Genomic DNA, 26491 nt, shown 5'->3' with positions numbered 1-26491 from the left:
GCTTGGCCGAAAGCTCGAAGTCACTTCACTCCGGTCATCGTCACGCCCTCGACAAAATACCGCCGCGCCAGAAGAAAGAGACCGATCAGCGGCAAGGTGATGATAGTCGCAGCAGCCATCAGCGGCCCGTAGCTTGCACCTTCTGCCGACTGGAAGTTCAAGAGGCCAAGGGGCGCTGTCATCTTGTCGGTCACATTGATGACGATTAGAGGCCAATAAAGATCGTTCCAGTGAGCGGTAACAGAGAATACCGAGAACGCGGCGATTGCCGGCAAGGCGCTGGGAACGACTAGGCGCAGCACGATCTCGATTTCCGTGAAGCCGTCGACTCTGGCAGCGTTTATGATCTCCTGGGGAAACGTCAGGAAGTGCTGGCGAAAGAGGAAGATCGCGAAGGCCGAAAAAAACCAGGGGAACATCAGCGCAAAATAGCTATTGAGCAAGCCCAGCTTTGCGAGCGCGATGTAAAGGGGTAGAGCGGGGACGTGGACCGGGACGCATAATGCGAACAGCACAAGACCGAACAGCAACCCTCGCCCACGAAACTTCATTTGGGCAAGCGCGTAAGCTGCACCAATTGAGGTTACAAGCTGTACGCTTAGTACCCCGACTACCACAACCAAGCTGTTGAACATGAAGAGGCCCATCGGAGCTGCGGTCAGTGCCTTGCCGAAGTTCTCGGTAGCGTGAAGCTTGGCCGGATCGAGCGAGAACGGTTCGGAAAAGATGTCCGCTGGGTCTTTCACTGCTGCGAGAAGCATCCAAACGAACGGGAGGAGGATCACGGCGGCGAAAAGCAGCAACAGTCCATGTTTAGCAGCGCCGACAAGGAGTGCGGAGGGCACGCGGGTCTTTTGGAGAGAGACATCGGTGTTAGGAGTGCTCATGAGTAATGCACTCCTCTCGCTGCAAAGATCTGCACGACTGAGATCGCCATCATGATGAGCAGAAAGATGACGGTCAGCGCAGACGCATAGCCGGTTTCGAAATATTGGAAGCTCGCTTGGTAGAGTTGATAGAGAATGACTTCGGTCGATCCCCCCGGTCCGCCATGGGTTATGACCGCGACAGTATCGAAGACCTGAAAAGCAGTGATCGACGAGGTGATTGTCACGAATACGGTCGTGGGACCCAGCATCGGCCATGTGACGCGAAACAACCGGTCCCAAAAGCCATCGGCGCCATCGATTGCGGCGGCCTGATAAAGATCGCGCGGGATTCCTGTAAGCCCGGCCAGAAACAAGATCATATTAAAGCCGACCAAGTGCCAAACACCAATCGCGGCAAGCGCGAAAATTGCAATTGAGGGATTGTTAAAGAAGTCGATGCGTGGAAAGCCAAGCGCGGCAATCAATTCGTTGACGGGGCCGATACGGCTGTGGAGCATGAATTTCCACACAAGCCCCAAGGCCACCATGGTGCTCGCGACCGGCAGGAAGAAGATGACTTCGTAAACGCGTCTCAGGCGGCCACTGTCATGGACTAATATTGCAAGAATTAAACCAAGCAACACCGACATAGACACTACTACAGTAACATAGAGAGCTGTGTTCGACAGGGCATTTACAAAGACTTTGTCGTGCAAAAGTTCGCCGTAATTGCGCATTCCAACCCCAGACCATTCTGTTGCTCCAAGTGTGTAATCGGTAAAACTCAAAGCGGTTACGATGGCTAGGGGAGCCAAGATAACAACGGCGAGAAGTGCTGCGGCCGGAAGCGCGAACAGATATGCAAGGTTAATTCCGATCATCTTCTGGGGCCGGCCGCCAGCCTTGAGAGTGGGCTGAGAAATCTGAAATGATGTCACGACACCACCTCCAGCCGTTTAGAGTCGCGGATTTCCTCCGTTTGCACTCGAGAGCCAGTCGAATCGAACACAAGGAAACGCTGCGGCGGTAATCCTACTCTGACAAGATTGGGGTCGCTGGAACTCTCCCGGATTGCCGACCATTCTCGCTGCGCCAACCTGGCCGTCACTTCAGTCTGATTGCCACCACCGATATTAAGGTGAAGAATAAATTCGTTGCCTAAGTTCTCAATGAGACGTATCCGTGCCTCATGAGGGGAACATGCGCTACGCAGTGTCGTTTGGGCGGCCACGATTACGTCCTCGGGCCGTATCCCTATTTGTGCCCGATCTCCCGGCATCAAATCGGTTCTCAAGTTTTCGCTCTCACCAAACAGTCGGACCCCACCTTGGTCACCAATGTCAGCCGGGAGGATATTAATCGCCGGTGATCCGATGAAACGCGCAACGCGAATATCTGCCGGTGCCGCATAGATCTCGGCAGGTGAGGCGATTTGAACGATCGCACCGTCCATCATCACAGCAATCCTGTCCGACATGGTCATCGCTTCGACCTGATCATGCGTGACGTAGACGAAGGTAGCCTTCAAGCGTCGTTGCAGTTCGACCAGTTCGGTACGTACCTGCGTTCTAAGAGCTGCGTCGAGGTTTGAGAGCGGCTCGTCCATCAGGAACACGCCGGGTTGGCGTACCATCGCACGTCCGAGGGCCACACGCTGCCGCTGTCCTCCTGACAACTCGCTTGGCTTGCGCTCAAGAAGTGCTTCAATGCCGAGCGTCGTCGATACCTCTCCGACCGCCGCGTTTATCTGCCGGCGTTTTGCGCTGGTACCGGGGACCAGGCCGCCAATCACCGGCATCCGCGCCGCGAAAGGCAAGTTAGCCATAATTAATGGCATCGCCAGGTTGTCGCGGACCCGCATATGCGGGTAAAGCGCATAGGACTGGAACACCATAGCAATATTGCGTTTGCTGGGACGGAGCTGGTTCGCTATCTCACCGTCTATTTCGATCACTCCATCATCGGGTTGATCAAGTCCGGCAAGGATTTTCAGCAGCGTTGACTTGCCGCAACCGGAGGGCCCGACGAGTGTCATGAACTCGCCGGCATCAACCGCCAAATCAATGCCGCGAAGGACTTGGCTGGTACCGTAGCCTTTTGAAATTTTCGATAGCCTAAGTGCAGTTCCTGACATTTCGTTCTCCTCAGTACCATGCCTCCATAATGGAGTTTCTTATCATTGATGTGACAATAAGAGGATTTTTTCTCCATTGTAAAGATGACAAGCCGCTCCATTTCATGCAGAAATTAAATCTGCTCCACGGCTTCGCACTAGAAACGTTGGTCTATTCGTCCATTTTGCCTCCAAAGATGATGTGGGCCGCAGCCTTGACACTTGCCTCTACCGGTTGATGACTGGAGAGCTCCCCAATATGGCGGTTGGATCCGCAAGCAGAGTGGCGTCGCAGATCATCATTGAACTCGGAGAATTACATGGCAATGCAAGGTGATAGTTTACGCCCTTTTTCGGCAGAGGGTGAGGCTCGTACGCCGGTTCTCTTGAAGGTGGAGGCCGCGCTGGACTATCCTAATGCCCTCGCGCGGGTCGCTCAGTATGTGCTGGAAAATCCGAAGAGGGCAGTCCGTCAATCCCTTGGCGAATTGAGCGCAGCGTCCCAGAGCGGGCAGGCGACAATATTTCGGCTTTGCCGCGAGCTTGGGTTCAAAGGATTTACTGACTTCAAGCTCGCTCTAGCGGCGGAGATCGGTCAGCGTGAGACTGAACCGGATCGTGGCGTAAGCTTGACGGTCAACTCTCTCGATGAGGTGGCTTCGCTAATCAACCGCTCTGTCTTGAATACACGGCAGCTGTTGCAGCCCGAACTGGTGGCCTCTGCAGCGCCGCTCCTGTTAAACGCGCGCCACGTGAACATTTATGGCTCCGGTGACTCCGGTCTTGCCGGCGAGGTACTTTTTCATCGCCTGCGGCGCATCGGCGTTCGCGTCCGCGTCTTCGCCAATGTCGGTTACGCGCATGAGGCCGCAGAGGCCATGACAAAAGAAGATGCGGCCATTGCCGTATCGCAATCCGGCGCCTCCCCTGACACGGTCGAATTCCTGCGCAGAGCCCATCAAACAGGGGCTTTCTCCTTGGCAATTACGTGCCATCCCAAGTCCTCCCTCGCTAAAGTTTCAGACGTTGTCCTGCAAATGGCGCGGATGCCGCAGCCTGGCCTCAGTGAGCAAATGATCGGCATGCCTCGAATTGTATTCATTGCCGAAGCCCTGGCGATAGCCATAGGCGATCATACCAAGGCCTCAGGAGGCACTTAAGCCGCGAACTGAGAAATCACTCCATTAGAGTGGTTGCATTTGGAGTTTAAATCCATTACTCGTTCTCTGACGGAGTTCGTTCGGCCGGCAGTCGGTTGCGAAGTCGTTATGGTTCCATGGCGCGGACCAACCCCGGAAATAGGATGGCGGCGGGCAAGGTGGGGCCCGCTCCTTGGAGTATGAATAATGGACACCAAGCCAAAACTAGTAATTTTCGACTGTGACGGTGTGTTGGTGGATAGCGAGATTATCGTCAGCACCGCAGAAGCTGAGGAAATTACCCGCGTCGGTCATCGCATCAGTGTTGAGGAAGCCGTTGAGCAGTTCGCCGGCGTTCCCGCCAACGAGATGTACCGCATAATCGAGGCTCGGTTGGGTGCGCCCTTGCCTGCGGATTTGTCCAGCCGCATCGATACCCGTGTTCGGGAGCTTTACCTCTCTGATCTCGCCGCAATAGCTGGTGTGCGGGAGACGATCCGCACACTGAAGGTCCCATGCTGCGTCGCCTCTAGTTCCGAACCGAACCGGCTCGGACTTGCTCTTGCGAAGACGGAACTGCTCGAGCTCTTTTATCCTTACATCTTTTCAACGGTATTAGTACGAGACGGAAAACCTGCGCCAGACATTTTCCTATACGCAGCTAAGAAAATGGGGGTATCTCCTGTCAATTGCGTCGTCGTCGAAGACAGCGTTGCGGGCGTGACAGCAGCTATTGCCGCCGGTATGACGCCCCTCGGTTTCGTAGGCGGAAGTCATTGCAGCCCTTTACACACCGTACGCCTCCAGGAAGCAGGAGCCAAACGCATCTTTAACCGGTTTGAAGATCTGGGTGGCATTCTCGAAGAAATCACTTCGTATTCCGTTGACGCTGCGGAGAGGGCGAAGGAAGTAGAAGACCTGGCAATCGCCACTGCTTAATCTAACGAACGTAATGATTTGCACGATATCCTTGATCCGACACCCATCAAAGTCGTCATGACTAGCCTCAGATGGCGCGACTAGACTACGTCATCCTGGCCTCGCGATGCCGTTCACCCCATGAATATCCTCTGTTTCGGCTTCAGCACTCAGCGGTCCAGGCTTTACGGAATGCCTATTAAGCAAGGATGGAGACATCGATGATAGCGTTGGTTGTAGAAAAAAAAGGGGAACTGGCGCTTCGCGACATAGACATTCCCCTTACAGTGGGACCGGAAGATGTGAAGATTGCTGTCCACACCGTAGGAATTTGTGGCAGCGATCTTCATTACTATCTACATGGTGGCATCGGGAGCTACCGCCTGCAGATGCCCATGGTGCTCGGACATGAAGCTGCCGGCGTGGTGGTCGAGACCGGATCAAAAGTCGTGGAACTTAAAGCCGGTGATCGCGTGTGCATGGAGCCTGGCGTCCCGAATTTGTCATCTCGGGCGTCTAGACTCGGTCGATATAACGTGGATCCAGACGTGCTATTCTGGGCCACCCCTCCGGTTCACGGAGCCCTTACGCCATTTGTCATTCACCCCGCCGCTTTCACCTACAAACTCCCGGACTCTGTCTCATTTGCCGAGGGCGCGATGGTCGAGCCATTCGCCATCGGCATGCATGCCGCAACACGAGCTCGGATCGTTCCTGGCGACGTCGCGGCGGTGATAGGCAGCGGTCCCATAGGCATAATGACGGCCCTTGCAGCTCTCGCAGGCGGGTGTAGCCGAGTCTATATCTCGGACCTTAGCTCCGAGAAACTCAACGTGGCCGGAAGGTATGCCGGTATACATCCCGTCAATATTGCGGATCAACCTTTTGGCTCGGTAATCTCGCGCGAAACCGATGGTTGGGGTGCGGACATAGTGTTCGAAGCGAGTGGCAACGCGCGAGCATATGAAAACCTATTCGACCTCCTTCGCCCCGGGGGTGTCGCTGTTATAGTCGGATTGCCGGCGGAGCTCGTAGCCTTTGATGTTCATGCTGCAATCTGCAAAGAGGTTCGGATCGAAACCGTGATGAGGTATGCGAACGTTTTCGATCGAGCCCTTGCACTTATCGCCTCCGGTAGAGTCGACCTCAAGCCCCTTATAACTGGTACCTACCGTTTCGCTGACAGCGTGCAAGCATTCGAACGGGCCGCCTCAGCGAATCCTACGGACGTGAAGCTTCAGATCCGTATGTCTGAAGAGAAGTTTTGAGACCTCTTCGACAGGAAGCCCTGTGCAGGCGGCTTGGTCTTCAAAACCTTCGTAGCCAGCGCAAGAGGTTACGCTTATGCTGAGATCTTCTTCGACTAATGCATCAGGCACGTATCGACGGGTTTTGTAACGCCGTGAAGTCTGCGCTGTCGCGAGGCCAATTGGCTCGACCTGATATGATCGTTGCATCAAAACCCGATCCATGTGCTCAGGGGTCAGCAGCACAAAGTCGGCGTCAGCACCGGCAATAAACCGGCCCTTATGGGAAGCAATCCCCATGGCGTCTGCGGGATGAGCGGTGGCCATGCGGATCGCTTCCTCAACGGGGTGCCAAGCTTCTCATGCACGAAGCGCACGGACGAAAGCATGTCGATGTCGGCACCGGCGAGCGTACCATCTGCGAGCGTCAGCCTTCCCCGTTCGCCTATGATCTCTCGAGGTGCGTCATGTCGGTGCCAATCGTCGACATTGCATCCGTCACCAGGAAAAGCTGGCCCGGCGATTGCTTGGCGCGAACGGCAACCGCCATTGCCGCCGGATCCACATGGAAACCGTCGGAATCAACCCACGTCAAATGTTCCTGTCTCCAGAGCCGCACCGACGAGACCGGGTTCACGATGCCCGATGGGTGACGCGCTAGCGCCGGCTGTTGCATAGCGCAGGTCGTCTCAAAAGTGGCGTTTGTATGGCCGAGGCTTACGACGACATCCGTATTGGCAAGCGTGAGTACCTGCTCTTTGGTTGCGTTCTCCGGAGCAAGCGTAACCATAAGGCAACCTAGTGCCGTCATGTAGGTAAGCATCTCGTCCAGATCTGTTTTGTCCATAGGCCGGACCAGCGCTGGATCGTGAGCTCCTTTGCGAGCCAACGAGATGTGCGGGCCCTCGCGATGCAGACCTAGAAATCGTGGAACTTCCGCAGTCCTCATCTCGCCGGGTGTCGGTGATCAGCGTGGGCAGCAATGACGTGGTACCGAACCGCGCAAGTGCCGAGCAGATCTGACGAATCCCGCCAATGGTTGGCTCCTCTTTGAAGAGCGTTCCGCCGCCGCCGTTGACCTGCAGGTCCACGAATCCCGGTATGAAAAGCAAGCCAGCCGCGTCGACTATCTCTGCACCGGGAATTCAAAGCGTCTTGGACTGATTTCTTTCACCCTACCTGGCTGAACGATCAGCTCAGCGCCGCAGTGGCAATTAGTTCCGTCAAAAATACCGGCACCAGCGATGATCAGTGTTTCCGCTCATAGTGTCGGTCACTCCAATGTTCGTTATGCCTACCAAGCTCGGCGCCGGAGACGTTCATACCAAGCCACAACTTCCGTCCGATTACTTTCAGGCCCAAGCCTTTGAATCCTCGTCAGTCACTATGTGCGTTTCCACAAATCCTTGGCCATCAGAGATGCATCGCCGAAGGGTGTGCGTACACGATCAATCTCTTGCCAGCCGTTCTTTTCGTAGAGGCCGCCGGAGTCTTCGGTGGTAAGATACAACCTCGTATAGCCAAGCCGCTCTGCTTCAAGCTCAAGCCGCTCTATCAGCAACAAACTTATGCCTTTGTTGCGGTGAGACGGATGGACGTAAAGAGATGCGAGCCACGGCGAGAGATCTGTCCTTTCCTTGAAGTCACTTTCACGAAGGCTGATCATGCCGGCAGGCTTGCCATTTGCGATGGCTACAAAGGTCAGAGGCAGAGAAGATGTGTCATTCGCCGCGTCGCAGAAGAGACGATTGGTTTCTTCGAAGGTCGTGGCTGCCTGGCAATCCCAATGCCCGAAAGTCCAACTCGCGCACACAGGGATCATTTCCGGGCGGGCGTTCAGAGGTTCAATTGCAATCTTTGCCGTCATGTTGATACCTTCGTTTTTTTAGTCTTGGGGTGGCGGATCGCTGAGAGCACTTCGGGTGTCACATGAGCACCTCTCATAAGTCGCAGGTGAGCGATCAGATCGTTTCCGTGACCTTCCTCAGATGGGCGGGGGCGTCGGGATTGAGGCCCCGCGAGCGTGACAATGCTTCCACCAGACCGTAAAACGGCAGGACTAGCGCCAAAGCGTCGGTTAGCGGGTGGCCGGTTTCGGCGAAGGGCAAGCGTCTTGCCTCTGCCGCCTTTTCTGACGTGATCTGCACAACTGCACCCTTGGCACTCAAGCCTTCCGCGGCCTTGACGACGGAGTCCTCGGCGGCGTCACGGGCCGCCAGCGCGAGCACCGGAAAGCGGGGGCCGACGATCGCGACTGGTCCGTGAAGCACTTCTGCCGTGGAAAAAGCCTCGGCATGGATGCCTGTCGTCTCTTTGAATTTCAGGGCGGCTTCGTTGGCAATCGCAAGGGCCGGGCCGCGACCCAATACATACAGTGACTCAGCCTCGTTGACGCAGGCAGCGAAGTCCGGCCACTCGAGTTTTGCTGCTTGAGCAAAATGCTTCGGGAGATCAGCCACCGCACGCTGCAACGCCCGGTCACCCGTCCATTCGCCCAGAACAGCAAGCCCCGCGACGATGGAGTTCACAAATGACTTCGTTGCCGCCACCGAGTTTTCCGGTCCGGCGAAAATGTCCAACGGGTGGCTGCAAGCTTCAGCAAGCGGCGAAGGTATCGTATTTGTCAAAGCGATCGATGTGGCGCCCGCGCAGGTCGCGGCCTTGGTCATCGCCACGATGTCCGGGCTCTTGCCCGATTGTGAAATCGCGAGCGCCGCACCGCCGCCGAGTATCAGCTTGACCCCGTAGATCGACGCGAGCGACGGCCCGAGCGAGGCCACCGGGATGCCAGCTGTCAGTTCGATGGCGTATTTTAGAAAGAGCGCAGCATGGTCTGAGGAGCCGCGTGCAATGGTCACGAGAAAGGCCGGGTTTTTCGCTCGCAGCGCTGCGCCTGCCGCGGCAAACGCGTTTGCCGAACGATCGAGCAATCGTGCGGCCGCATCCGGAATCTCGTCGATTTCTCGGCGCATGTTCGTCTTTTCGAGGGACTGCATGAAAGGTCCTTTCTTGGAAAATTTGCTCAGCTTTCTGAGAATTCGAATTCGGAAACAAAGCCATCGCCATCGCCGCGAAAAACGGAGCGTGTAAACGCGATGGCGCGGCCTGAAGACAGGTAGGAGACGCGCTCGACGGAAAGTCCGGCCGCCGGTGGGATAAGCCCCAGCCAATATGCGTCCGGCTTCTTAATGGTCCTGACTGTCAACCGCTGAATTGCGCGAATCGGCCTTTCGTTTATTCCTCTCAGCCAGTCATGGATGGATGAGTTGACTCGCAAGGGTTCCGGAATAACGTCGGCAGACACGGAACTCCGTTCCACGGCGAGGGGCTCATCGTTCGACAAATGAAGACAGGTGAGACGTGCCACCCGGCAATGAGCAGACAAGCCTAAGGTGATGATCTCTTCGGATGTGGGTTGGAACAGCCCGCGCTCCAGCCACTGCACCCGTGAATTGGCGCACTGCCGCGGCGAAGCGTCAACCAACTGTGCTGATCGGCGCAGCAGATCTCCAACGTTCGACCGGACGCATTCGACGAAGGTGCCAGCGCCGCGGCGGCGCACAAGTAGACCTTCGTCCACAAGACTTTCGACGGCTTTGCGAACCGTGACACGACTAACACCAGCGTAACTTGCGAGATCACGTTCAGGAATCAGCGCGTCGCCATGGTTGAGTTTGCCTGAGAGGATTGCCTCTTCCAGGAACTGCCGAAGCCGGAGATAAAGCGGCCCGGTGCCTCTTGATTGGAACCCTTCGGGCGGCAGGATGCGGGCGGACCGGTGGGTCATGTCATGCCCTTCGGCCGACGGCCAAAACGCCGGGTTGCCAGCGCAACAGCGCCGGTAAGCGCGTCGGCCTTCGCCTCGACGAACAGCGGCTGGTGCCGATCGGCAAGCCAAGGCCGATAGAGCGGCGCCAAACCGCCAAGCAAGCAAATCCTCCGCGCCTCTTTTGAAACAAGCGCATCGAGCGCCTCGTCCACCATGGCTGCTGACGACTTCAGCAGGCGAGTTGAAACTGGATCGCCGCCTTCTGCAAATTCGAAAACGCGTGGGGCATAGCGTCCGAATTCACCAGGTTTCGCCAGCCGCGCGAAGTCGACCAGACGGCGGGGGTCGTTGTTGAATTCTGACAGCACCGAATCCGTGACCGCTGAGGCCGCGTGGATGCAGTCGTAAGCCAGTAGACTTTCCTGCATGAGTGCGTGGCCGATACGCGCGCCGCTGCCGTGGTCGCCGATGGTGAAACCCCAGCCGCCGATTGTGCATACTGCGTCGCCACGTCGGGCGATGTAGATCGCACCGGTTCCGAGGATCGCAACGGCGCCGTCCATGTCGCCAACTGCGCCTTCCAATGCGATGAGGCCGTCGGATTCGAAATCGGCGGCGGCAAATGGAAGCCGCCGCCCAACGATATGAACGGCATCGCCAACGTTGTGACCCGCAACCCCCAGAATCGCGTATGCCGCCTCGATACCTGCCGGATCGAGACCTCCGTCTTCAAAGGCGCCGCGGGCTGCATCTTCAATGTTCTTGAGCGCCGTCTCCGGATCCGTGAGAATATTGGCGGGACCCGATTTCGCGCGGCCGAGAATACGTCCTTCAGTGTCTGCCACCGCCGCCCGACAACTTGTTCCGCCGCCGTCGATCCCGATCAAATATGAGGTCATGGGAACCTGCTTGTCGCCTATGCAGTGTTGCTTCGGGAACACGGCCGATCGGTGCAATTGGAATCAGATGTCGCCGATCGCCATTACAGCCCTTGGGTGGTGATGCGAACATCACCGCACCAACGGCATCCTTAGCTGCATGAGTGGCGGAGCTTTTGGCTTCGGCAAAGCTCCATCGCTATTGTCGGCCGCCAATCAGATCCTTCGAACTGCCGAGGGTGATGGCTACCAGAGCGTATATCCGCCATCGATCACGTAGGAGGCGCCGGTGACGTAGGCCGATGCGTCGCTCGCAAGGAACACCGCAAGCGGCCCAATTTCATCCGGGATGCCGGCCCTGCCCATCGGGACATTCTCAAGAAACGCCTCGATCACCTCGGGGTTCTTCTCATTCCATTCCTTGTTGATGTCAGTCATGAACAGGCCGGGGCAGATCGCGTTGACCGTAATGCCGTGCGGCGCCCAGTCTGCACCGGCGCATCGGGTGAAATGCAGAACCGCGGCCTTGCCCGTCTCGTAGTCGCGGCCGCCGATCCCACGATTGGCGATCAGGGCGCTGATCGAGGCGATGTTGATAATCCGGCCTTTTTTCTTGGCCGCAAGCATTGCCGCGCCGGCGATCTTGGTGCCGAGGAAGCAGGTGGTGAGGTTGAGATCAATCATCCTCTGCCAGGTCTCAAGCGATTCGGTTTCAATCGAGACGTTGACTTCCCGATTGCCAAGATTGTTGATCAGGATGTCCGGTGCACCGATTTCCTTGACGATGCGCTCGAGCGTTGTTTCGCACTCCGCAGGCACAGCCATGTCGGCCTTGAACGTCCACACCTTTCTTCCGAACGCACCGATCTCAGCGGCTGTCTTATCCAACGTGTCTTGCGTGCGGCCAGTGATAGCAATATCGGCGCCCGCTTCCGCCAGCGCCATGGCCATTGCCCGACCAAGCCCTCGGCTACCGCCGGTAACGATCGCGCGCTTGCCACTTAGTCCAAACCACTTTTCAAAGCTCATAGCTTCGCTCCTTATGTTTGAAGATCCGGTGTCAAAATCAGAGCGTGACCGGCGTTCCCTGCGCTGCGGACTGTTCGATTGCCGCCAGAACTCGGGTAACAGCCAGGCCATCCTTTGCATCTGCAAGAAGGGGAGCTTCGTCCAGAACGGCGTCAACGAACTGTGCGATCGCCTCCAACACGAAGCCTCCGATGCGGGAGCGACCCGTCGGGGTGATTCCAAGCAAATCGGCAAACTTTGCGCCTTGTGACGTCAGCTTCGTGACAGCACCATTATGGGACGGGTTGGCATTGATCTGGCCCTTGTCGCCGACCAGTTCGATCTTGAAGTCGTATGCGATCGGGTTGGCGGTCGAGAGAATCCAGCTGTTTTCAAGCGTGATGACGGCACCCTTAGAAAACTCCAGGGTGGAAATATGCACATCCTGGGTATCAACGCCCCGTGCTTTCAACACGCCACTGCGAGCGACGGAGTAAACCCTGACCACCTCGTCATCGAGAACAAATCGGAGGGCATCAACGACATGGCTGCCCAAGAACCAAAGCGCAGACGACTTTGCCGCCCAAGACAGCATTTCCAGCGGAACGTATATGGTGTTGCTGAGCCGCGCGTAGCCATGGACAGCACTGCCGATTTCGCCAGCCCTAACTGCGTCCCGCAATTGCACGATGGCGGGGTTCACCCGATTGTGGAAGTCCACCATCAGCTTGCCGGAGGATAGCTCAGCGGCTTTGGCAACTTCTTCCGTTTCTTCGAGAGTCATCGCAAGAGGCTTTTCGCATAGCACGTGCTTGTTGGCTTTGAGAGCCGCAAGAATGATCGGGGCATGCGTGAAGTCAGGCGTTGCCACAGAGATGGCCTCGACTTGAGGATCCGCGATCAACTCACGGTAATCGGTATAGACGGCCCTGCAACCACTCTGCTCCTTGAATGCGTTTGCCCGCTCTGCTGAAACATCGCAGACCGCGACTAAGCGTGTTTGAGCGAGGGTGTTGAAAACCTTCGCGTGATTGGCTCCCCAGATGCCAGCTCCGATGATGCCTACTCTTAATTCCCGCATAACGTCTCCGATACAAAAATATTCTGTATGTAAGTATCTCACACATACGCTACAAAAGGTCAAGCGTATTGCATCCACTCCATGAGGACTGCTTGTTATCCCCTCCAGCTCGGTCGTCGGAGAACTGGTATGTATGTATGCTTGACATATATGCGTGGCCTGTGACACATTTCGCTCGCCTCGATCCTGCCAGGGGGAGGTGGATCGCGAATCTAGCAAGCGGTCGATCAAATAAAATGGGAACAGATTGAAAGGTGCACTCCTATGGCCACTACCTTCGTATCTCCTATGTCGCGGCGCCGCCTCTTGCAGGGGGCTGCCGGCTTTGCTGCCTTGCCGATGCTGACCAAACTTGCCAACGCTGCCCCAGCACAAGCCCTGTCGTTCATTGGCTGGCCCTTTGCCCCTCAAGCGGTGGAAGAGAACGTCGGTATCTTCAGGAAACTCTATGACGAAAACGTCAACTACGAGCTCATAACCGGGGATTACCAAGCAGTCGCCGAAACAAAGCTAACCGGCGGCCAGACGTACGATATGATGTATATCAGCGAATTTAGAATCGCCCGATGGCATGCCGCCAATTGGATCCGCGACCTGGAAGGTCTGGAAGGTGTTGAGGATATCAAGGCCGCACTTCTGCCGGTGAGCTTGGAGTCCCTCACTTTGCCGAACGGCAGGCTTGGAGCCTTGCCGTATTATGTCGGACATTACTGCTTTGTTTATAATGAAGAACATTTGCAGAAGGTCGGTCTTGGAGTGCCAGACAGCTGGGAGGCATTGATCGATGCGTGCCGCAAGCTGAAAAAGGATGGCATCTCCGATGCACCCTATAACGGCGCTTGGGGACGGAACTGGCCCGAGCTTTCTTGGAGTCTCTTCTCATCTTGGTACTCTGAAGGCGCTCAAGTCTTCGACGAGAAAGAAGAACTGGTTCCCGATACAGCGTTTCGTAAGGTGCTTGAAACCTATCGCATGCTCTACAAGGACGGTCTTGTAACCGCCGATATCATGACGCAGCCAAACGAGGGCGTCCCGAGCTACAGCAGCGGACGTCATACGTTCCAGTTGATGCACGACTACAACCAGAAAGTCGTTAATGACCCAAAGGTGTCAAAGGTCGCGGGCAAGATCAGAAATGCCTTGATGCCGGGGGCCAGCCACGCAACGCTCGCTTGGACAGAGGGGTATGCGATGGGTGCGCAACCAGTTGACGTCGAACGCACGTGGAAACTGTTGCGCTTTTTTGGCGGCAAAGCGAAGGATGGCGAATACCATGTCATAAAACGGTGGGCGCTGGAATTCGGCCTTAGCTCCGCCTACAGCGAAGTCATGGCCGATCCTGAAGTTGTTGAAGACTTTGAGAAATGGCGCGATCTGGAGACGACGAGAAAGCAGCTTCAGCTAGCAAAGTCGCGGAAAATTGCCAAGTCAATCTGGTTCCCGGAATGGGACGCGTTCATGATGCAGAGGGCGCAGGAATACATTCGGGGTGGCCTTTCAACCGACCAGTTGATCGATGAGTTGGCTGCCAAAGTTTCCGAACTCAAGAAGGTCTATCAGTAGACTTTAGAGATTTGTCTAGTGCCTTCCGGTGAGCTGCAGCTCACCGGAAGTCACTTGCTCCTTCAACCGCCGCATCGTTCGACGGCATGCGAACACGCTTTGCCTGGAAATACTCTAGGTGGCAGGTGTTATCTTGATAGGAAAAAACTTGTGACAGCTCCAAACAATTTGCAGCGCAGTAGCAGACAGAAGCTGCCGCTGTTTGCTTACGCTTTCGTTGCACCGACCATTGCAGTTATCCTGGCAATCGTCGCAGTACCGCTCGCGTACTCCGCGTACTTGAGCTTGAACCGTACTAACCCCATCACCAAGAAGTGGGTTTTTGTTGGTGTTGATAATTACCTTAACGTCTTGACGAATTATGAAGCCTGGATGGCATTCGGCAGAACCGCTTATTTCACGTGCCTGGCCGTTATCTGTACGACCATCCTGGGAATAATTATGGCTCTGGTGCTCAACCAGCGTTTCCTGGGACGGGGGATTATGCGGAGCATCGTGCTTGTCCCTTGGGCGATGGCGCCGGTCTCCGTCGGCGTCTTATGGTCGTTTTTATACGCCGGCGACTATGGCGCTCTTAATGGACTACTGAATGATGCAGGCTTGAGCAGTTGGGCGCGGCCTTGGCTTGGCGATGGTTTTCGCGCGCTAAACCTACTCGCGTTAACCCATGTATGGAATCAAGCACCGCTTACGGCTCTCATAATCCTTAGTGGGCTGCAATCGATGCCAAGTAACCTTCACCGTGCTGCAATGCTGGACGGCGCGGGGGCGGTGCAGCGGTTTTTCTCGATAACGATACCGTGGCTCAAGCAAAGCCTCCTTTTCGTATCGATCCTCGCGACAATTAATGCGCTTATGGCGTTCGATATTATTTGGAACTTGACCCGTGGCGGTCCGGGTGCCGCAACGACCGTTCTCGCGTGGCTGGGCTACCTGTACTCGTTCCAGTTCTTGCGTTTTGGCGAAGGCGCCGCAGTTCTCTATATTTTGACATTCGTGAGCTTCGCTTTGGCTGTCGTTTACTTTTTTGCTTTCAGACCGCGCGAAAGGAAAGACACTGGGAGTGACGTTTTGACCTCAGCCGACCTGAAGGCCGAACGAATTCATTCCATGATTGCTCTTCCACCCTATCGACCACGAACTATGATACCGCGCCAAATAAGCGAAATTCTTGGTCGGACCTTATTCTGGATCTTAGTAGGTCTGATTTTCGTATGGTCGGCATTACCTGTTTTGGTTCTAATATCAATGAGCCTTTCGCCAGCCGCTGATCTGATCAGAGTACCGCCGACTCTTGTTCCGAGCGCACTGACACTCGATAACTTCAGGGCTGTCCTATTTCCAGAATCCGCTGCCGGTCTCGAAACCAGCGTACAAGCGAAGCGAGTGCCCTCGGCGCTATTAAACAGTCTAATCGTAGGCGCAAGCGCTTCTGCTTTGACGGTCGTGCTTGCGACCTTGGCCGGTTACGTTTTCGCACGTTACGAAAAGGTTCGCTTCCTCAGAATTACACTCTGGAGTTTAATGTTTACCCGAATGACGCCCGCGCTCGCGTTGGTGCTGCCCCTCTTCATTCTCTTTCGGACCCTCAGCTTAATCGACACCCGAACAGGGCTGATCATTTCCCATCTCACGATCCTGTTGCCACTCGGGACTTGGATGATGCGCGGTTACTTCGAAAGCGTACCGATTAGCTTAGATCGTGCCGCCCTGGTTGACGGTTGTTCGCCGTTTGAGATGATGCGCCGTGTCTTGTTGCCTGTCGTCAAGCCAGGGCTGGTGGCGACAGCAATCTTTTGCTTTCTCGTAAGCTGGAATGAGTTTCTATTTGCTCTGATAGTCACTTCAACTCCCAAGTCTCAGACCGTCACTGTTGTTCTGTCTGGCTTTCTTAGTCAGGCACGCTTTTACGAGTATGGTTCATTGTTCGCCGTCAGCGTGCTGTCTATCGTCCCGCCAATCATTGTCGCCTTCGTCTTTCAGAGATTTCTGATCCAGGGCGCGCTGTCAGGCTCAATCAAAGGTTAGAGAATAAATGTCTTCCATCAGAATCGCGGACGTGTCGAAGAGTTACGGCCTGGTACAAGTACTAAAGGGTCTGAGCTTGGATGTCGCCCACGGCGAGTTCATTTCTTTTCTGGGCCCTTCTGGCTGCGGCAAAAGCACTCTTCTTTATTGTATAGCCGGACTAGAGACGATAACTGAGGGCCAAATCATATTCGACGAGCGAGATGCCACGCGGACGTCGCCTCGTGACCGCAATATTGCGCTGGTCTTCCAAGACTATGCATTGTATCCACACATGGCGGTCAAAGATAATCTGGCATTCCCGTTACGTCGCCAGCGCATAGACGAGGCCACTATCAAGCGGCAGGTTGATTGGGCATCAGAGGTTCTCGGGATTGGGGCACTGCTAGATCGGTTTCCATCCGAACTTTCTGGTGGTCAACGCCAGAGAGTCGCGGTTGGACGTGCAATCGTGCGTAACCCGGCAGCACTTTTGATGGACGAGCCTCTCTCTAACCTTGACGCAAGTCTGCGCGTCCGAATGCGAACAGAGATACGACGTCTACAACGCGAACTCAAGATCACGACGATTTTCGTCACACATGATCAAGAAGAAGCAATGGTAATGTCCGATCGTATCGCGGTGATGAACGGCGGTAAACTTCAGCAATTCGGAACGCCAATGCAAATCTATCGAAAGCCCGCCAACCGTTTTGTCGCAAGTTTCATCGGAAGTCCCGAGATGAATTTCATACCGGAAACCGCACTCGGTGCCGCTGGTGTTCCTAATTGCATAGTTGGTATCAGACCACATGATCTGGTCTTGGCGGAAGGCAACGGGTCGAGCGGTGTTCCACTTGAAGGAGAACTGCTGCTGATAGAATCTGTCGGACCACTTCATTTCCTCGATGTCCTGGTCGGCGGCACCCTGATTAAAGCTACCTGCAAGGATTTGGGAGAACTAGCTGTTGGTCGCCGGGTTTCACTGATTGCACCAGAAGAACACCTCCATATGTTCGATGTCGAAACCGGTCTTCGACTGGGTTCTTAGGAGAAGTAAGTGTAACGCCCATACGGCCCACCGGCGAAATCGCGTCGCCGTTGGGCATGGTCGACTGTAAGCAACCTGACCTGACGTGGTGGGCACCAGTAAACCGGTGCGAAGGCCCACGGTCCCCACCTCCAGTGTCAAGGATCTCAGTGCCTTTCTCACCGTCAGGTGAGGGCAGAAAGTCGTGCTTTTATCGAATCGGGCCATGGAGAATCCAGCTGAAGCGGACGCAACTGCTGGAGCATGCCGCCGTCTACATAGAGGACTTGGCCTGTAATAAAGGAAGCCTCATCAGAAGCAACGAATGCAACAGCTCTCCCGATATCCGACGGGAGTCCAACACGCCCGAGCGGGACAACAGCCGCTCGGGCGTCCTCGCCAGGACAGTTTCCAACATGAATCGGACCAGGGCTAACCGCGTTCACCCGCACGCCGAAAGGTGCCAAGTCGAGGGCCATCGAGCGCGTAAGCGCTTCAACAGCCGCTTTGCTTACATCATATGCGGCCATACTGCGATGTGCCCGAAGGGCTGCCATTGAGGAAATGTGTACGATCGAACCACCACCGGCGTCAGCCATCATCTGGGCAGCGGCCCCCGAGCATAGGAAGACGGCCCTAAGGTTCGTATTCATCACCGTATCCCAATGGTCCTCCGTCATCTCAAGAAAGTGAGAGATCGGGTCAGGCAACCCAGCATTGTTGACCAAGACATCTATGCTGCCGTAGCGCTCGACAGCGTGTGAGACGAGCGCCTCGGCGTTAGCCCTGTCGCATACATCCCCTGTGCACAGGCTTGCATGCTGCCCCAGTGGTCCTAGGCTGGCGTGAGCTTTTTTTAGCGAGTCGATATCTCGCCCGTTTAGAACAACATTCATTTTCCGCTGGAGCAGAATCTGCGCAATTCCAAACCCTATACCGCGGCTAGACCCCGTGACGACTGCCGTCTTGTTCGACAAAGTCATATGTGCCTCCTTTTCGGCTACCGGCCACTAGCCTGACCAGCCGAGATTTGTGTGACATCGTACTGACGGCCTCACGACATCAAGCGCAGCCATCAGCGCGCGGGCTGGTGGAGGTTTAGGCTAGCTGACAACACCATCTGGACGGCGGGCATCATTGCGGAGTCAGCTCAGGATCGCTGTCGCGGGTGTTCGTCTCGACTTCGCGGCACTCCAGGAAACGCAGAAGTATGTTGCGAGTTATCTTCTCGACGGTGTTGTCGAAGTTATTCCACGCGAGGGAGGCGGCCCAATTGATCGAGCCAACAGAAAACACTTTTCCGGAATTGTCCCACTCGAGCAGTACAATATCGGACCGTACTCTGTTGTCGCTGGTGCCATCTAAACCGTCTGTGATCATATCGACATCTTCAACCGCCAGCTTGTAAAAATGGCTGTGTCCTTGCGATGTACCAAGCACGACTGCGTTTGCCGGGGATCCCAACTCGAGGTCATACCGATCGATCTCATCACCGGAGGCGCCGTTCATTGCGAACCCAGCATTTCCAAAATCGTCACTTTCAACACCAGCAAAGACCCAAGCATATTCTGGTGCCTTCCCAGCACTTGTCTTGGTGTAGCCTGGCGCCTGTTCATCCCATCCTTGACTAGCCATCCCTATGCCGACAAGGCGATTTGGAGCTCTTCCCCTGTAACGCCAGAGGCCCCCGTGTTCACCAGTGGTATTAAGATGGACCTCGCCAGGCGCGCTTTCCCAAGTGCGAATGCCCGAGTAACCTCGTCGGCACTCAATGATGTGCGGTCGGACGGGATCTTGGCTTGTGACCCAATAAAAGCCATTCCCTCCAAGGTACATGACTTTTCCTCCTCTGGAGAGAAACTGTTCGACGGCAGTCAACATCCGGCCGCTCCAGTACTCCGGATGCGAACCTGTTATGAGCACCTTGTACCCGTCAAGCAGGCCCGGTTCGGTATCGAGGGCGTGGTCAGTTAGGACGTCGTATGGCTGGCTTATGTGCTCGAGCCACGACGTCAGGTAGAGATCCGCGCCAAAGTTTCGAGGGGCATCAAGTATGGGGTTTCTGTGGTCCGCTCTGAAGTTAAAGATTGGCCGTTTGAAGCTCGAATAGCACCGGCCGGAGCCATCGGAATGCTTTTCATAAAGCGATCCCTCGAAATCGGGAAACGCCTGCAGTTGCAAGTCTCGCGCAACTGGAACTGCTTTAAGCCCCGAGATGCCAGCCTCGCTGTAATCGCGATCACCCAACGTGATATTCGCGTATGCTTGATACGTGAAGGTTGGGGCCAAGAACGCAATCGCTGCGTTCGGATCACCTTGCTTGGGCAAAACAAAGATGGGAATATTGTCTCCGACCCCGTCCCCCCGCAACCGTACGGCATAGACGCCGCTGTGTAAGTCATCGGGTATTATCAGCGTTGCGCTTATCTTCCATCCAGCTTCCTCTAGGTCATCGTCGTGAAAGTGGATAGCTCCGTATTGCGAGGGGACATTACGGAAATCAACTTCATCGCCAGTCCAATCGTGGCCGGTCACGGCTCGCGTCGGTGCGTTGACCAGAATGCCATGTCTGCCTGCGCCCGATGTGTCAGTTATGCAGGCGGTGTTCATCTGCAGACTAAAGTCCCACGATGCCAGGAGCCGCGAAGGTTGGTTGTCCTTTGCGCGCCCGAAGACGCGTACTTCCTCGAGCTTCCCGTTGAACGTATTTATGCCACGTTTTCGCCCGTCAACCCCCGCCTTCACAGCGGCTGCGCCTATCGCCAAAAATATATCGCGGCCCGCGAGGGGATGGCTGACCGTCCTTGCGAAAGCCGTGCCCCGTGCAATCTGCCTTTGTAGCGGTAATTTTGTAGAGAATTCGATCGTGGCCTCGCCTCGCGAAGGAGAGACGACGGCCACGACTCGTACCCAGTTTTTTCTAGGTATTGGAGCTTGGCAACGGCAACCAGAGACCTGCTCTGGTCCCAGCCTAAGTTCAAGGCGGCCATCCGCAGCAATCTCCAAACTTATCGCAGCAGCATTTTCTGTTGATAGCGATAACAGACCTTGCCGCCTGCCATTTCCGGGATTGGTCGCGTAGACCCACATTTCGAGGGTCAATTCCGCAAATTGAGCCAGATCATCCACATCGTCCACTAGTGCGAATGAACCGGGGTGACTTGTTTGTGGAGAAGTGGGCACCGTCTGTTCCGGCACAGCTGCGACTTTTCGAACCAAGGGGACGCAGGCGGTCACCCGTTCGTCAGCACCATGGAGACTGGCGAGGTCTACCGCCACTGGGCCATTTCCGTGTATGTAAATCTTGACCTCTTCGCTAGGGCGGTAGTGAAGGCGGTCGCAATAACCAACCAGATCACGGGACGTCAGGTTCATAACTCAGCGCTTCCGAATGAAAAATGTTTGTATGAAGCTCACACATACATTATTTCATGTCAATTGAAATGCGCATCGCTGCGAAATGTAGGCGGAAAGGCTAGGCTGTGGTAGTTAGATCAGTAAAGACTTCAAAGAAACAAGGAGTTGGAGCAGGTATGGGTGCTTCTAACGGTGACTGGCTGTTTGCCATGGGACGTGGTGAAGAAGATTCGACAAGACACAGGCCGTCTAGGCCGACACAAAATCTCATCTCGACGACCACTCTTGGGCCGGCCAATCGTGGCCGGCTTCTTCAGGCGTTGTATGATATGGGGCCGTCCAGCAGAGCCGACTTAGCGCGGTACACCGGTGTAAGTCGCGGAACGATTGGTGGAATTGTGCAGCCACTCCTCGACAGGCGGATTCTCGCTGAAGGCGAAGTTGTTCCGCCCAATCAATCTGGCGGCAAGCCCGCGACAAAGTTGTGGTTTTCGAAAGATGCTAAGCCCATATGTGCCGTTCTGCTAATGCATAATCACGTTCGGACCTGCCTCGTCTCCCTTGATGGCGCAGTCTATGCACAGAGCACCGAGGCCTTTCCCAAAGATCTCAGCGATCCTCAGGAGGCATTTCGAATTATTTCGCGCTCCGTGAAGAGAACAGCCACATCAGTCGACATGCCGATTCTTGGCGTTGGCGTAGCTGTCGCGGGCATGATTAACACAGAAACCGGCTCAATAGTGTCCATGAGCCTTGCACCGTTCTTCGACAATTTTCCCATAGGGCACGAGTTGGGGAAGGAGCTTGGAGTCCCTGTTTGCGTCGACAAGGACGATCGGGCCTTGCTTGTCGGCGATCGTTGGTTTGGCAAAGGACGTGGGCGCGGGAATTTTGCTGTGGTTTACACTGGCGAGGTGCTGGGGGCGGCGCTTTATCTTGACGGACATCTTCATAGAGGGCCGTCGGGCGCTGGCGGAGAAATTGGTCACACCATCGTCCAGTTGAATGGGAGCCGATGCAAATGTGGCCGCAACGGCTGTTGGGAGACGATCGCGACGCTTAGATGGTTGAGAGACGAGGCACAGACACGAGGGCTTCCGCAGCCAGCTTCACTGGATACCCACCGTTTGACAATCCTTGCTGACCAAGGAGTAGAAGGCGCGGCCCAGTTACTCGAAGAATACGCCTCCAATCTTTCCGTCGGTTTGGCAAATCTTCAACAACTAATGGCACCCAATTACATCATAATTCATGGGGATGCCGCTCAGGGCGGAGACCGAATGCTCAAGCTAATAGAAGCGAGCTTTCGTGAGCTGATTCTCAGCCGGCCGGGCGATGATGTTTCGCTCGTCCTTGGCGACAGCGAAGACGTCGCAGCCATGCGTGGCGCCGCTGGTCTTGTCTTGTCAGAACTCCTCAATTTCCCCCTTTAAGCGTTCGGCGGCTGCGTCCCCGCCGAGCAGATGTGTCTGACCTCCCATTCATCGCCGGGAGATATCCCGTCCGTATGCCGCCGTACCGCAATTAGGTATGTATGTATGCTTGACATATATACCTAACTATGGCAGCGTAATGTCAGCATTTACCCGTCAACATCGATGGCTGGCGATTGGCGGCGGATTTGAATTCGGCACGAATACGTCGGACAGAATGGTCCATTCTCTACGGAAATTATCAAATAGGAGACTTTAACTATGGTTGAACTATTGCGGGAGCGGACAGCAGATCTCGACATGGCCTTCCACCTCCATTCGCAAACAAATCCTCAACAGCTCAGAGCTCAAGGCCCTGCCGTCATCGAACGGGGCGAGGGGCCGAGGGTGTTCGACAGTACTGGAAAAGAGTTCATCGATGGGATGTCAGGGCTCTGGTGTGCATCTCTTGGCTTCGGGAACAAGCGGCTGGCCGAAGTCCTGTACGAGCAATCGAAACGCATCGGATACTACCATACGTTCTTTTCGCGGACCTCTCATGAAGTGAGCCTACTGGCGGAGGAGCTGTCAAAACGATCGCTAATCGATAATGCCCACGTCTACTTTGCGACGTCCGGATCTGAGGCAAACGAAACGATGGTCAAGCTAGCATGGGTATACCACACGGTGCGTGGTAACCCCGGCAAACGAAAGGTCATTTCGAGACGGAAATCTTTCCACGGTTCAACGATTGCAGCGGCTTCGATGTGTGGCTTGCAAACAATGCATCGCGAGTTCGCTTTGCCGATCCCGGGCTTTTTGCATGTTTCCTATCCTGACATGTACAGGGGGATGAATGAAGGCGAAACGGATGAACAATATTCGGACCGGCTTGCTGCAGAACTTGAGCAGATGATCCTGAGAGAAGGCGCTGACACCGTGGCCGCCTTCATCGCAGAACCGGTCATGGCTGGCGCCGGGGTGGTGTCACCGCCGAAGGACTACTTTCGCAAGATCAAGGCAGTGCTCGACAAGTACGATATCCTGCTGCTCGACGACGAGATTGTGACCGGTTTTGCACGGACCGGCAATTGGTTCGGGCGCCAGACGACTGATATGCAACCTCATATGATGGCCTTGGCAAAAGGGCTCACATCCTCCTATTTCCCGATGTCGGCCGTCGTCATGGCGCCCGAGATCTACGAAGCGGTATCAGAATTCAACAAAAGCGGCGGCTTTTTCGGGCATGGGTTTACGAACTCAGGCCATCCTGTTGGTGCTGCCGTCGCGCTGGAATGCCTCAAGATCTATGAGGAAATGGACGTCGTGCCGCATGTTCGGCGAATGGGTGATCGCCTGAAATCGCACCTCCGCGAAATCGCGGCGAACTCGTCGATCGTCGGCGATGTCCGAGGCGTTGGATTGATGTTCGGCATTGAACTTGTCGAGGATAAGGACACCAAAGCTCCATTTGCACCCAGCTTCGGGGCCGGCTTCAAGTACGACACGTTTTCGGTTGAAAATGGTCTCGTCGTGAGAGCCACCGGCGATTGCCTCATCCTGGCCCCCCCGCTTGTCGTCACTGAAGCAGACGTAGACCAAATCGCTGAGCGCTTCGGAAAGGCGCTCAAGCAATTCCAGGCCAGTATTGGCCGCTGAAGGCCATCTTGCATCGAACCCGCAAGAACTGGCGCTTCCGTTCCCCTGGGCCTCACATGAGGAGGCTCAGAGGAAACGGAAAGTAGGCTCGACCCGCAGTGATACACGCCCGAACCGGTCAGAGCAGCGGTCCGGGATGCAGAAATGACGCATACCCATTGGCGCAATAGAAAAAAGAGGGGTTCTCCAAATGCAATCGAACATTTCTCGTCGCCTGATCCTGAAAAGTGCAGCCTTGGCCGGAGCATTCGCGGCAACCGGAAGTTTTTTTGGGAGCAATGCACAAGCCGAGGAAGCAGCCCTGTCTGTTTTCGGCCCGCTGCCGCCTGATCCAGCCCCGCCAGGGGCCGCAAAATTCGCTGAAGCAGCGTTCGAAGCCTGGAAGGCCGCAAACGGAGCATCCGTGAACTACGAGCTGTTAGCCTGGCCGCAGCTTCACGACCGCATGGCAACGGCCTTTGCTTCCGGATCAGCCCCTTGGGACATCATGTATATGTGCGGCTGGGTGCCAGAGTTCGAAAGCTTCCTCCTGCCGTTTGTGGACAGCCTTCCGGCTGATCTAATCGCCGATCTGCCGGAGTCCAGTTTCAAAACCGTAACTTCGAATGGGAAGCGTTACGGCACGGTCTTTACGCTCTCATTGCTGACCCTGTTTTACAACAGAGAGCATTTGGAACATGCAGGAATCAAGGAGCCACCTAAAAACTGGGATGAATTCAAGCGATATACGAAGGAATTGAGCCGCGATGGTCGCTTCGGATACGTCGCGAATTATGCAGAAGCAGCCGGCATCGGCGGTGCTGCAAGCTACTGGATGGCATTCCTCCAACAGGCAGGCGGAACGATGTTCGGGGAGGGTGGTCTGCCGGTCTTCAAGAGTGATGCCGGCGTCGATGCTCTTCAGATGATGATCGATCTCATGGCATCCGGAACGGAGCCCGGTTCGATATCTTACGCCGGGATCAATGATGCCAGCAACGTTTTCATGTCCGGTCGTGCATCTATGATGATGAACTGGCCGTATATGTGGAATCCGGCACAGGACCCGAAACAGTCTCAAATCGTCGGCAAATTGGCTGCTTCGATACTCCCGGCAGGCCCAGCCGGTACCGCCTCGATCGACGGGACGGACGCGTGGACCATCGGCAAGGCCAGCACAAATCCCGAAAAAGCGCGAAAGCTGATCGAGTTCTATCTCGACAAGGATGTCCAAAAGCGCCAGGCGCTCGATACCGGATGGCTGCCCTCGCGGCTGTCTGTCCTCGGAGATCCGGAGATACAAGTGAAACTCCCGATTGCCAAGGTCGTGCTTGATCAAGCGCAGCACCCCTATGACAGCTTTGTGACGGCGGATTACACCCAGATTAGCCAAGCCATCGGCACGGAAGTGCAGAAGGCCCTGCAAGGCCAGAAAACCGCCGTCGAGGCAATCACAGAAGCGCATGAGCTGGTTACTGCGATCGTGAAGCGTCGCGGGTGAGCCGCCTGGAGGTGACATAAATGGCCACCACATTCGAGAAACGCCGGCAGAACGTCGGCGTTGTCCTCCTCGCACCAGCATTGATCGTCATAGCCGCGATTCTCGGCTATCCAATCGTCAGATCTGCATTGCTTGCATTCCAGGACGTCAAACTGCGGGCCGGCAAACTCGACCAGGTCTGGGTGGGTTTAGGAAATTTCAGACGGATCTTTTCCGATGAAGGCCTTCAGCACGCGGCCCTGAACACGCTCTACTTTTCGGTAATGGAGGTCATCCTTGTTGTCGGAATTGGCTTCGGCGTGGCACTGCTCTTGAATCAGCCCCAGGGAAGAAGCGGCTTCCTGAAGATTTTGCTGGTTATCCCGTGGGCGATCGCACCCGTGGCCAATGCCGTGCTTTGGAAATGGATTCTCAACTCCAACTACGGAGTGTTCAATGGCCTGCTGAAATCTCTCGGGCTTATCGACAACTATCAGGTCTGGCTGGGAACACCGTTCAGCGCGCTGAATTTCCTGCTTCTTGTTGACGTCTGGAAGTCGATACCATTCGTCACGCTCCTGTTGCTCGCGGGGCTTCAACGCGTGCCCGTCGTGCTGCACAGGGCGGCATTCATGGATGGCGCGAGCCGTTTTCAAAGCTTCCGCTACATCACACTGCCGGCCATCAAGGATGCCATCGGGATTGCGATGATCCTTCAGACAATTTGGTCCCTGCGTGTGTTCGACATCGTTTTTGTCCTGACTCGCGGCGGTCCGGCCGATGGAACCGTGCTTCTGAACTTCCTGGCCTATCGCGTCACGTTCAATTTTCTCGACATCGGCTACGGTGCAGCGATCGCAAACGTTATCTTTATTCTGACGTTCATTCTCGCGATCGGCTACCTGTGGCTTCTCAAACCCAAGTCCAGTGTAGGTGTAAAATGAGTTTCCAAGCCTATCGCACGGGCGGGCCCGCCAAGAGG

At 55.5% G+C, this 26491-nt stretch carries 21 protein-coding genes and 1 pseudogene; 10 read left to right on the top strand and 12 right to left on the bottom strand.

Features of this window, described 5'->3' with window-relative positions; all coding sequences use genetic code 11:
• Positions 1-20 precede the first annotated feature (20 nt).
• Genes HJC04_RS02005 through HJC04_RS01995 form a run of 3 tightly spaced genes read right to left on the bottom strand, consistent with a single transcriptional unit; the run spans position 21 to position 3003 of the window.
• Positions 21-887, bottom strand: coding sequence for a carbohydrate ABC transporter permease (locus HJC04_RS02005; RefSeq protein WP_168338265.1), 867 nt, complete (start codon positions 885-887; stop codon positions 21-23).
• Positions 884-1807 carry a carbohydrate ABC transporter permease gene (locus tag HJC04_RS02000; protein WP_221096774.1) on the bottom strand — a complete coding sequence of 308 codons (924 nt, stop codon included), beginning with the start codon at positions 1805-1807 and terminating at the stop codon, positions 884-886. Before HJC04_RS02000 ends, HJC04_RS02005 begins: the two co-directional genes overlap by 4 nt.
• Positions 1804-3003, bottom strand: a complete 1200-nt coding sequence (locus tag HJC04_RS01995) for an ABC transporter ATP-binding protein (RefSeq protein WP_221096776.1) — start codon at positions 3001-3003, stop codon at positions 1804-1806. Before HJC04_RS01995 ends, HJC04_RS02000 begins: the two co-directional genes overlap by 4 nt.
• Positions 3004-3302: 299 nt before the next feature.
• Between HJC04_RS01995 and HJC04_RS01990 the strand changes: the two genes are divergently transcribed.
• The 3 genes from HJC04_RS01990 to HJC04_RS01980 all read left to right on the top strand — a co-directional run bounded on the left by HJC04_RS01990 (position 3303) and on the right by HJC04_RS01980 (position 6307).
• Positions 3303-4142: a MurR/RpiR family transcriptional regulator gene (locus tag HJC04_RS01990; protein WP_221096777.1), complete on the top strand. Its 840-nt coding sequence runs from the start codon at positions 3303-3305 to the stop codon at positions 4140-4142.
• A 186-nt stretch (positions 4143-4328) separates the two neighbouring features.
• Positions 4329-5060 carry an HAD family phosphatase gene (locus HJC04_RS01985; RefSeq protein WP_221096778.1) on the top strand — a complete coding sequence of 244 codons (732 nt, stop codon included), beginning with the start codon at positions 4329-4331 and terminating at the stop codon, positions 5058-5060.
• Positions 5061-5260: 200 nt separating this feature from the next.
• On the top strand, positions 5261-6307 hold the full coding sequence (locus HJC04_RS01980; RefSeq protein ID WP_221096779.1) for an NAD(P)-dependent alcohol dehydrogenase: 1047 nt from the start codon (positions 5261-5263) through the stop codon (positions 6305-6307).
• A 207-nt stretch (positions 6308-6514) separates the two neighbouring features.
• Here the strand turns inward: HJC04_RS01980 and HJC04_RS01975 are convergent.
• The 7 genes and pseudogenes from HJC04_RS01975 to HJC04_RS01945 form a co-directional block, all read right to left on the bottom strand.
• A pseudogene (locus tag HJC04_RS01975) lies at positions 6515-7538 on the bottom strand (N-acetylglucosamine-6-phosphate deacetylase); the annotation flags it as partial.
• Positions 7539-7670: 132 nt separating this feature from the next.
• Positions 7671-8153, bottom strand: coding sequence for a GNAT family N-acetyltransferase (locus HJC04_RS01970; RefSeq protein ID WP_221096780.1), 483 nt, complete (start codon positions 8151-8153; stop codon positions 7671-7673).
• A gap of 94 nt (positions 8154-8247) precedes the next feature.
• On the bottom strand, positions 8248-9282 hold the full coding sequence (locus HJC04_RS01965; RefSeq protein ID WP_221096781.1) for an SIS domain-containing protein: 1035 nt from the start codon (positions 9280-9282) through the stop codon (positions 8248-8250).
• Between the two features lie 26 nt (positions 9283-9308).
• Complete coding sequence (locus tag HJC04_RS01960) at positions 9309-10073, bottom strand: GntR family transcriptional regulator (protein ID WP_221096782.1); 765 nt, start codon at positions 10071-10073, stop codon at positions 9309-9311.
• A complete protein-coding gene (locus tag HJC04_RS01955; protein ID WP_221096783.1) occupies positions 10070-10954 on the bottom strand; it encodes an N-acetylglucosamine kinase in 885 nt (294 codons plus the stop codon). The genes HJC04_RS01960 and HJC04_RS01955 overlap by 4 nt, the downstream gene beginning before the upstream one ends.
• 225 nt (positions 10955-11179) lie before the next feature.
• Positions 11180-11962: an SDR family NAD(P)-dependent oxidoreductase gene (locus tag HJC04_RS01950; RefSeq protein ID WP_221096845.1), complete on the bottom strand. Its 783-nt coding sequence runs from the start codon at positions 11960-11962 to the stop codon at positions 11180-11182.
• A gap of 37 nt (positions 11963-11999) precedes the next feature.
• Positions 12000-13022, bottom strand: coding sequence for a Gfo/Idh/MocA family protein (locus HJC04_RS01945; RefSeq protein ID WP_221096784.1), 1023 nt, complete (start codon positions 13020-13022; stop codon positions 12000-12002).
• Positions 13023-13286: 264 nt separating this feature from the next.
• Here HJC04_RS01945 and HJC04_RS01940 point away from each other — a divergent pair, with 264 nt between their 5' ends.
• The 3 genes from HJC04_RS01940 to HJC04_RS01930 all read left to right on the top strand — a co-directional run bounded on the left by HJC04_RS01940 (position 13287) and on the right by HJC04_RS01930 (position 17643).
• The gene (locus HJC04_RS01940; protein ID WP_221096785.1) at positions 13287-14585 is read left to right on the top strand and encodes an ABC transporter substrate-binding protein; all 1299 of its coding nucleotides are present in this window, start codon (positions 13287-13289) and stop codon (positions 14583-14585) included.
• A 150-nt stretch (positions 14586-14735) separates the two neighbouring features.
• The gene (locus HJC04_RS01935; RefSeq protein ID WP_311044458.1) at positions 14736-16613 is read left to right on the top strand and encodes an ABC transporter permease subunit; all 1878 of its coding nucleotides are present in this window, start codon (positions 14736-14738) and stop codon (positions 16611-16613) included.
• 7 nt (positions 16614-16620) lie between these two features.
• Positions 16621-17643, top strand: a complete 1023-nt coding sequence (locus tag HJC04_RS01930) for an ABC transporter ATP-binding protein (RefSeq protein WP_221096786.1) — start codon at positions 16621-16623, stop codon at positions 17641-17643.
• 164 nt (positions 17644-17807) lie between these two features.
• On the opposite strand, the gene HJC04_RS01925 is transcribed toward HJC04_RS01930, so the two are convergent.
• Positions 17808-18605 (bottom strand): SDR family NAD(P)-dependent oxidoreductase, encoded by a 798-nt coding sequence (locus HJC04_RS01925; protein ID WP_221123154.1) that lies wholly within the window; start codon positions 18603-18605, stop codon positions 17808-17810.
• Between the two features lie 151 nt (positions 18606-18756).
• A complete protein-coding gene (locus HJC04_RS01920) occupies positions 18757-20997 on the bottom strand; it encodes a N,N-dimethylformamidase beta subunit family domain-containing protein (RefSeq protein WP_221096790.1) in 2241 nt (746 codons plus the stop codon).
• Between the two features lie 158 nt (positions 20998-21155).
• On the opposite strand from HJC04_RS01920, the gene HJC04_RS01915 reads away from it, so the two are divergent.
• The 4 genes from HJC04_RS01915 (at position 21156) to HJC04_RS01900 (ending at position 26453) form a co-directional block, all read left to right on the top strand.
• Positions 21156-22412 (top strand): ROK family transcriptional regulator, encoded by a 1257-nt coding sequence (locus tag HJC04_RS01915; RefSeq protein ID WP_259666386.1) that lies wholly within the window; start codon positions 21156-21158, stop codon positions 22410-22412.
• Between the two features lie 261 nt (positions 22413-22673).
• Positions 22674-24050, top strand: coding sequence for an aminotransferase (locus HJC04_RS01910; RefSeq protein WP_221096791.1), 1377 nt, complete (start codon positions 22674-22676; stop codon positions 24048-24050).
• A 190-nt stretch (positions 24051-24240) separates the two neighbouring features.
• Positions 24241-25530, top strand: coding sequence for a sugar ABC transporter substrate-binding protein (locus tag HJC04_RS01905; protein WP_221096794.1), 1290 nt, complete (start codon positions 24241-24243; stop codon positions 25528-25530).
• 20 nt (positions 25531-25550) lie between these two features.
• A complete protein-coding gene (locus HJC04_RS01900; RefSeq protein WP_221096796.1) occupies positions 25551-26453 on the top strand; it encodes a carbohydrate ABC transporter permease in 903 nt (300 codons plus the stop codon).
• Positions 26454-26491 lie beyond the last annotated feature (38 nt).

The sequence above is a fragment of the Rhizobium sp. NLR8a genome (assembly GCF_019685235.1).
Lineage (GTDB): Bacteria > Pseudomonadota > Alphaproteobacteria > Rhizobiales > Rhizobiaceae > Rhizobium.
This window is presented reverse-complemented; position numbering and strand designations above follow the sequence as displayed.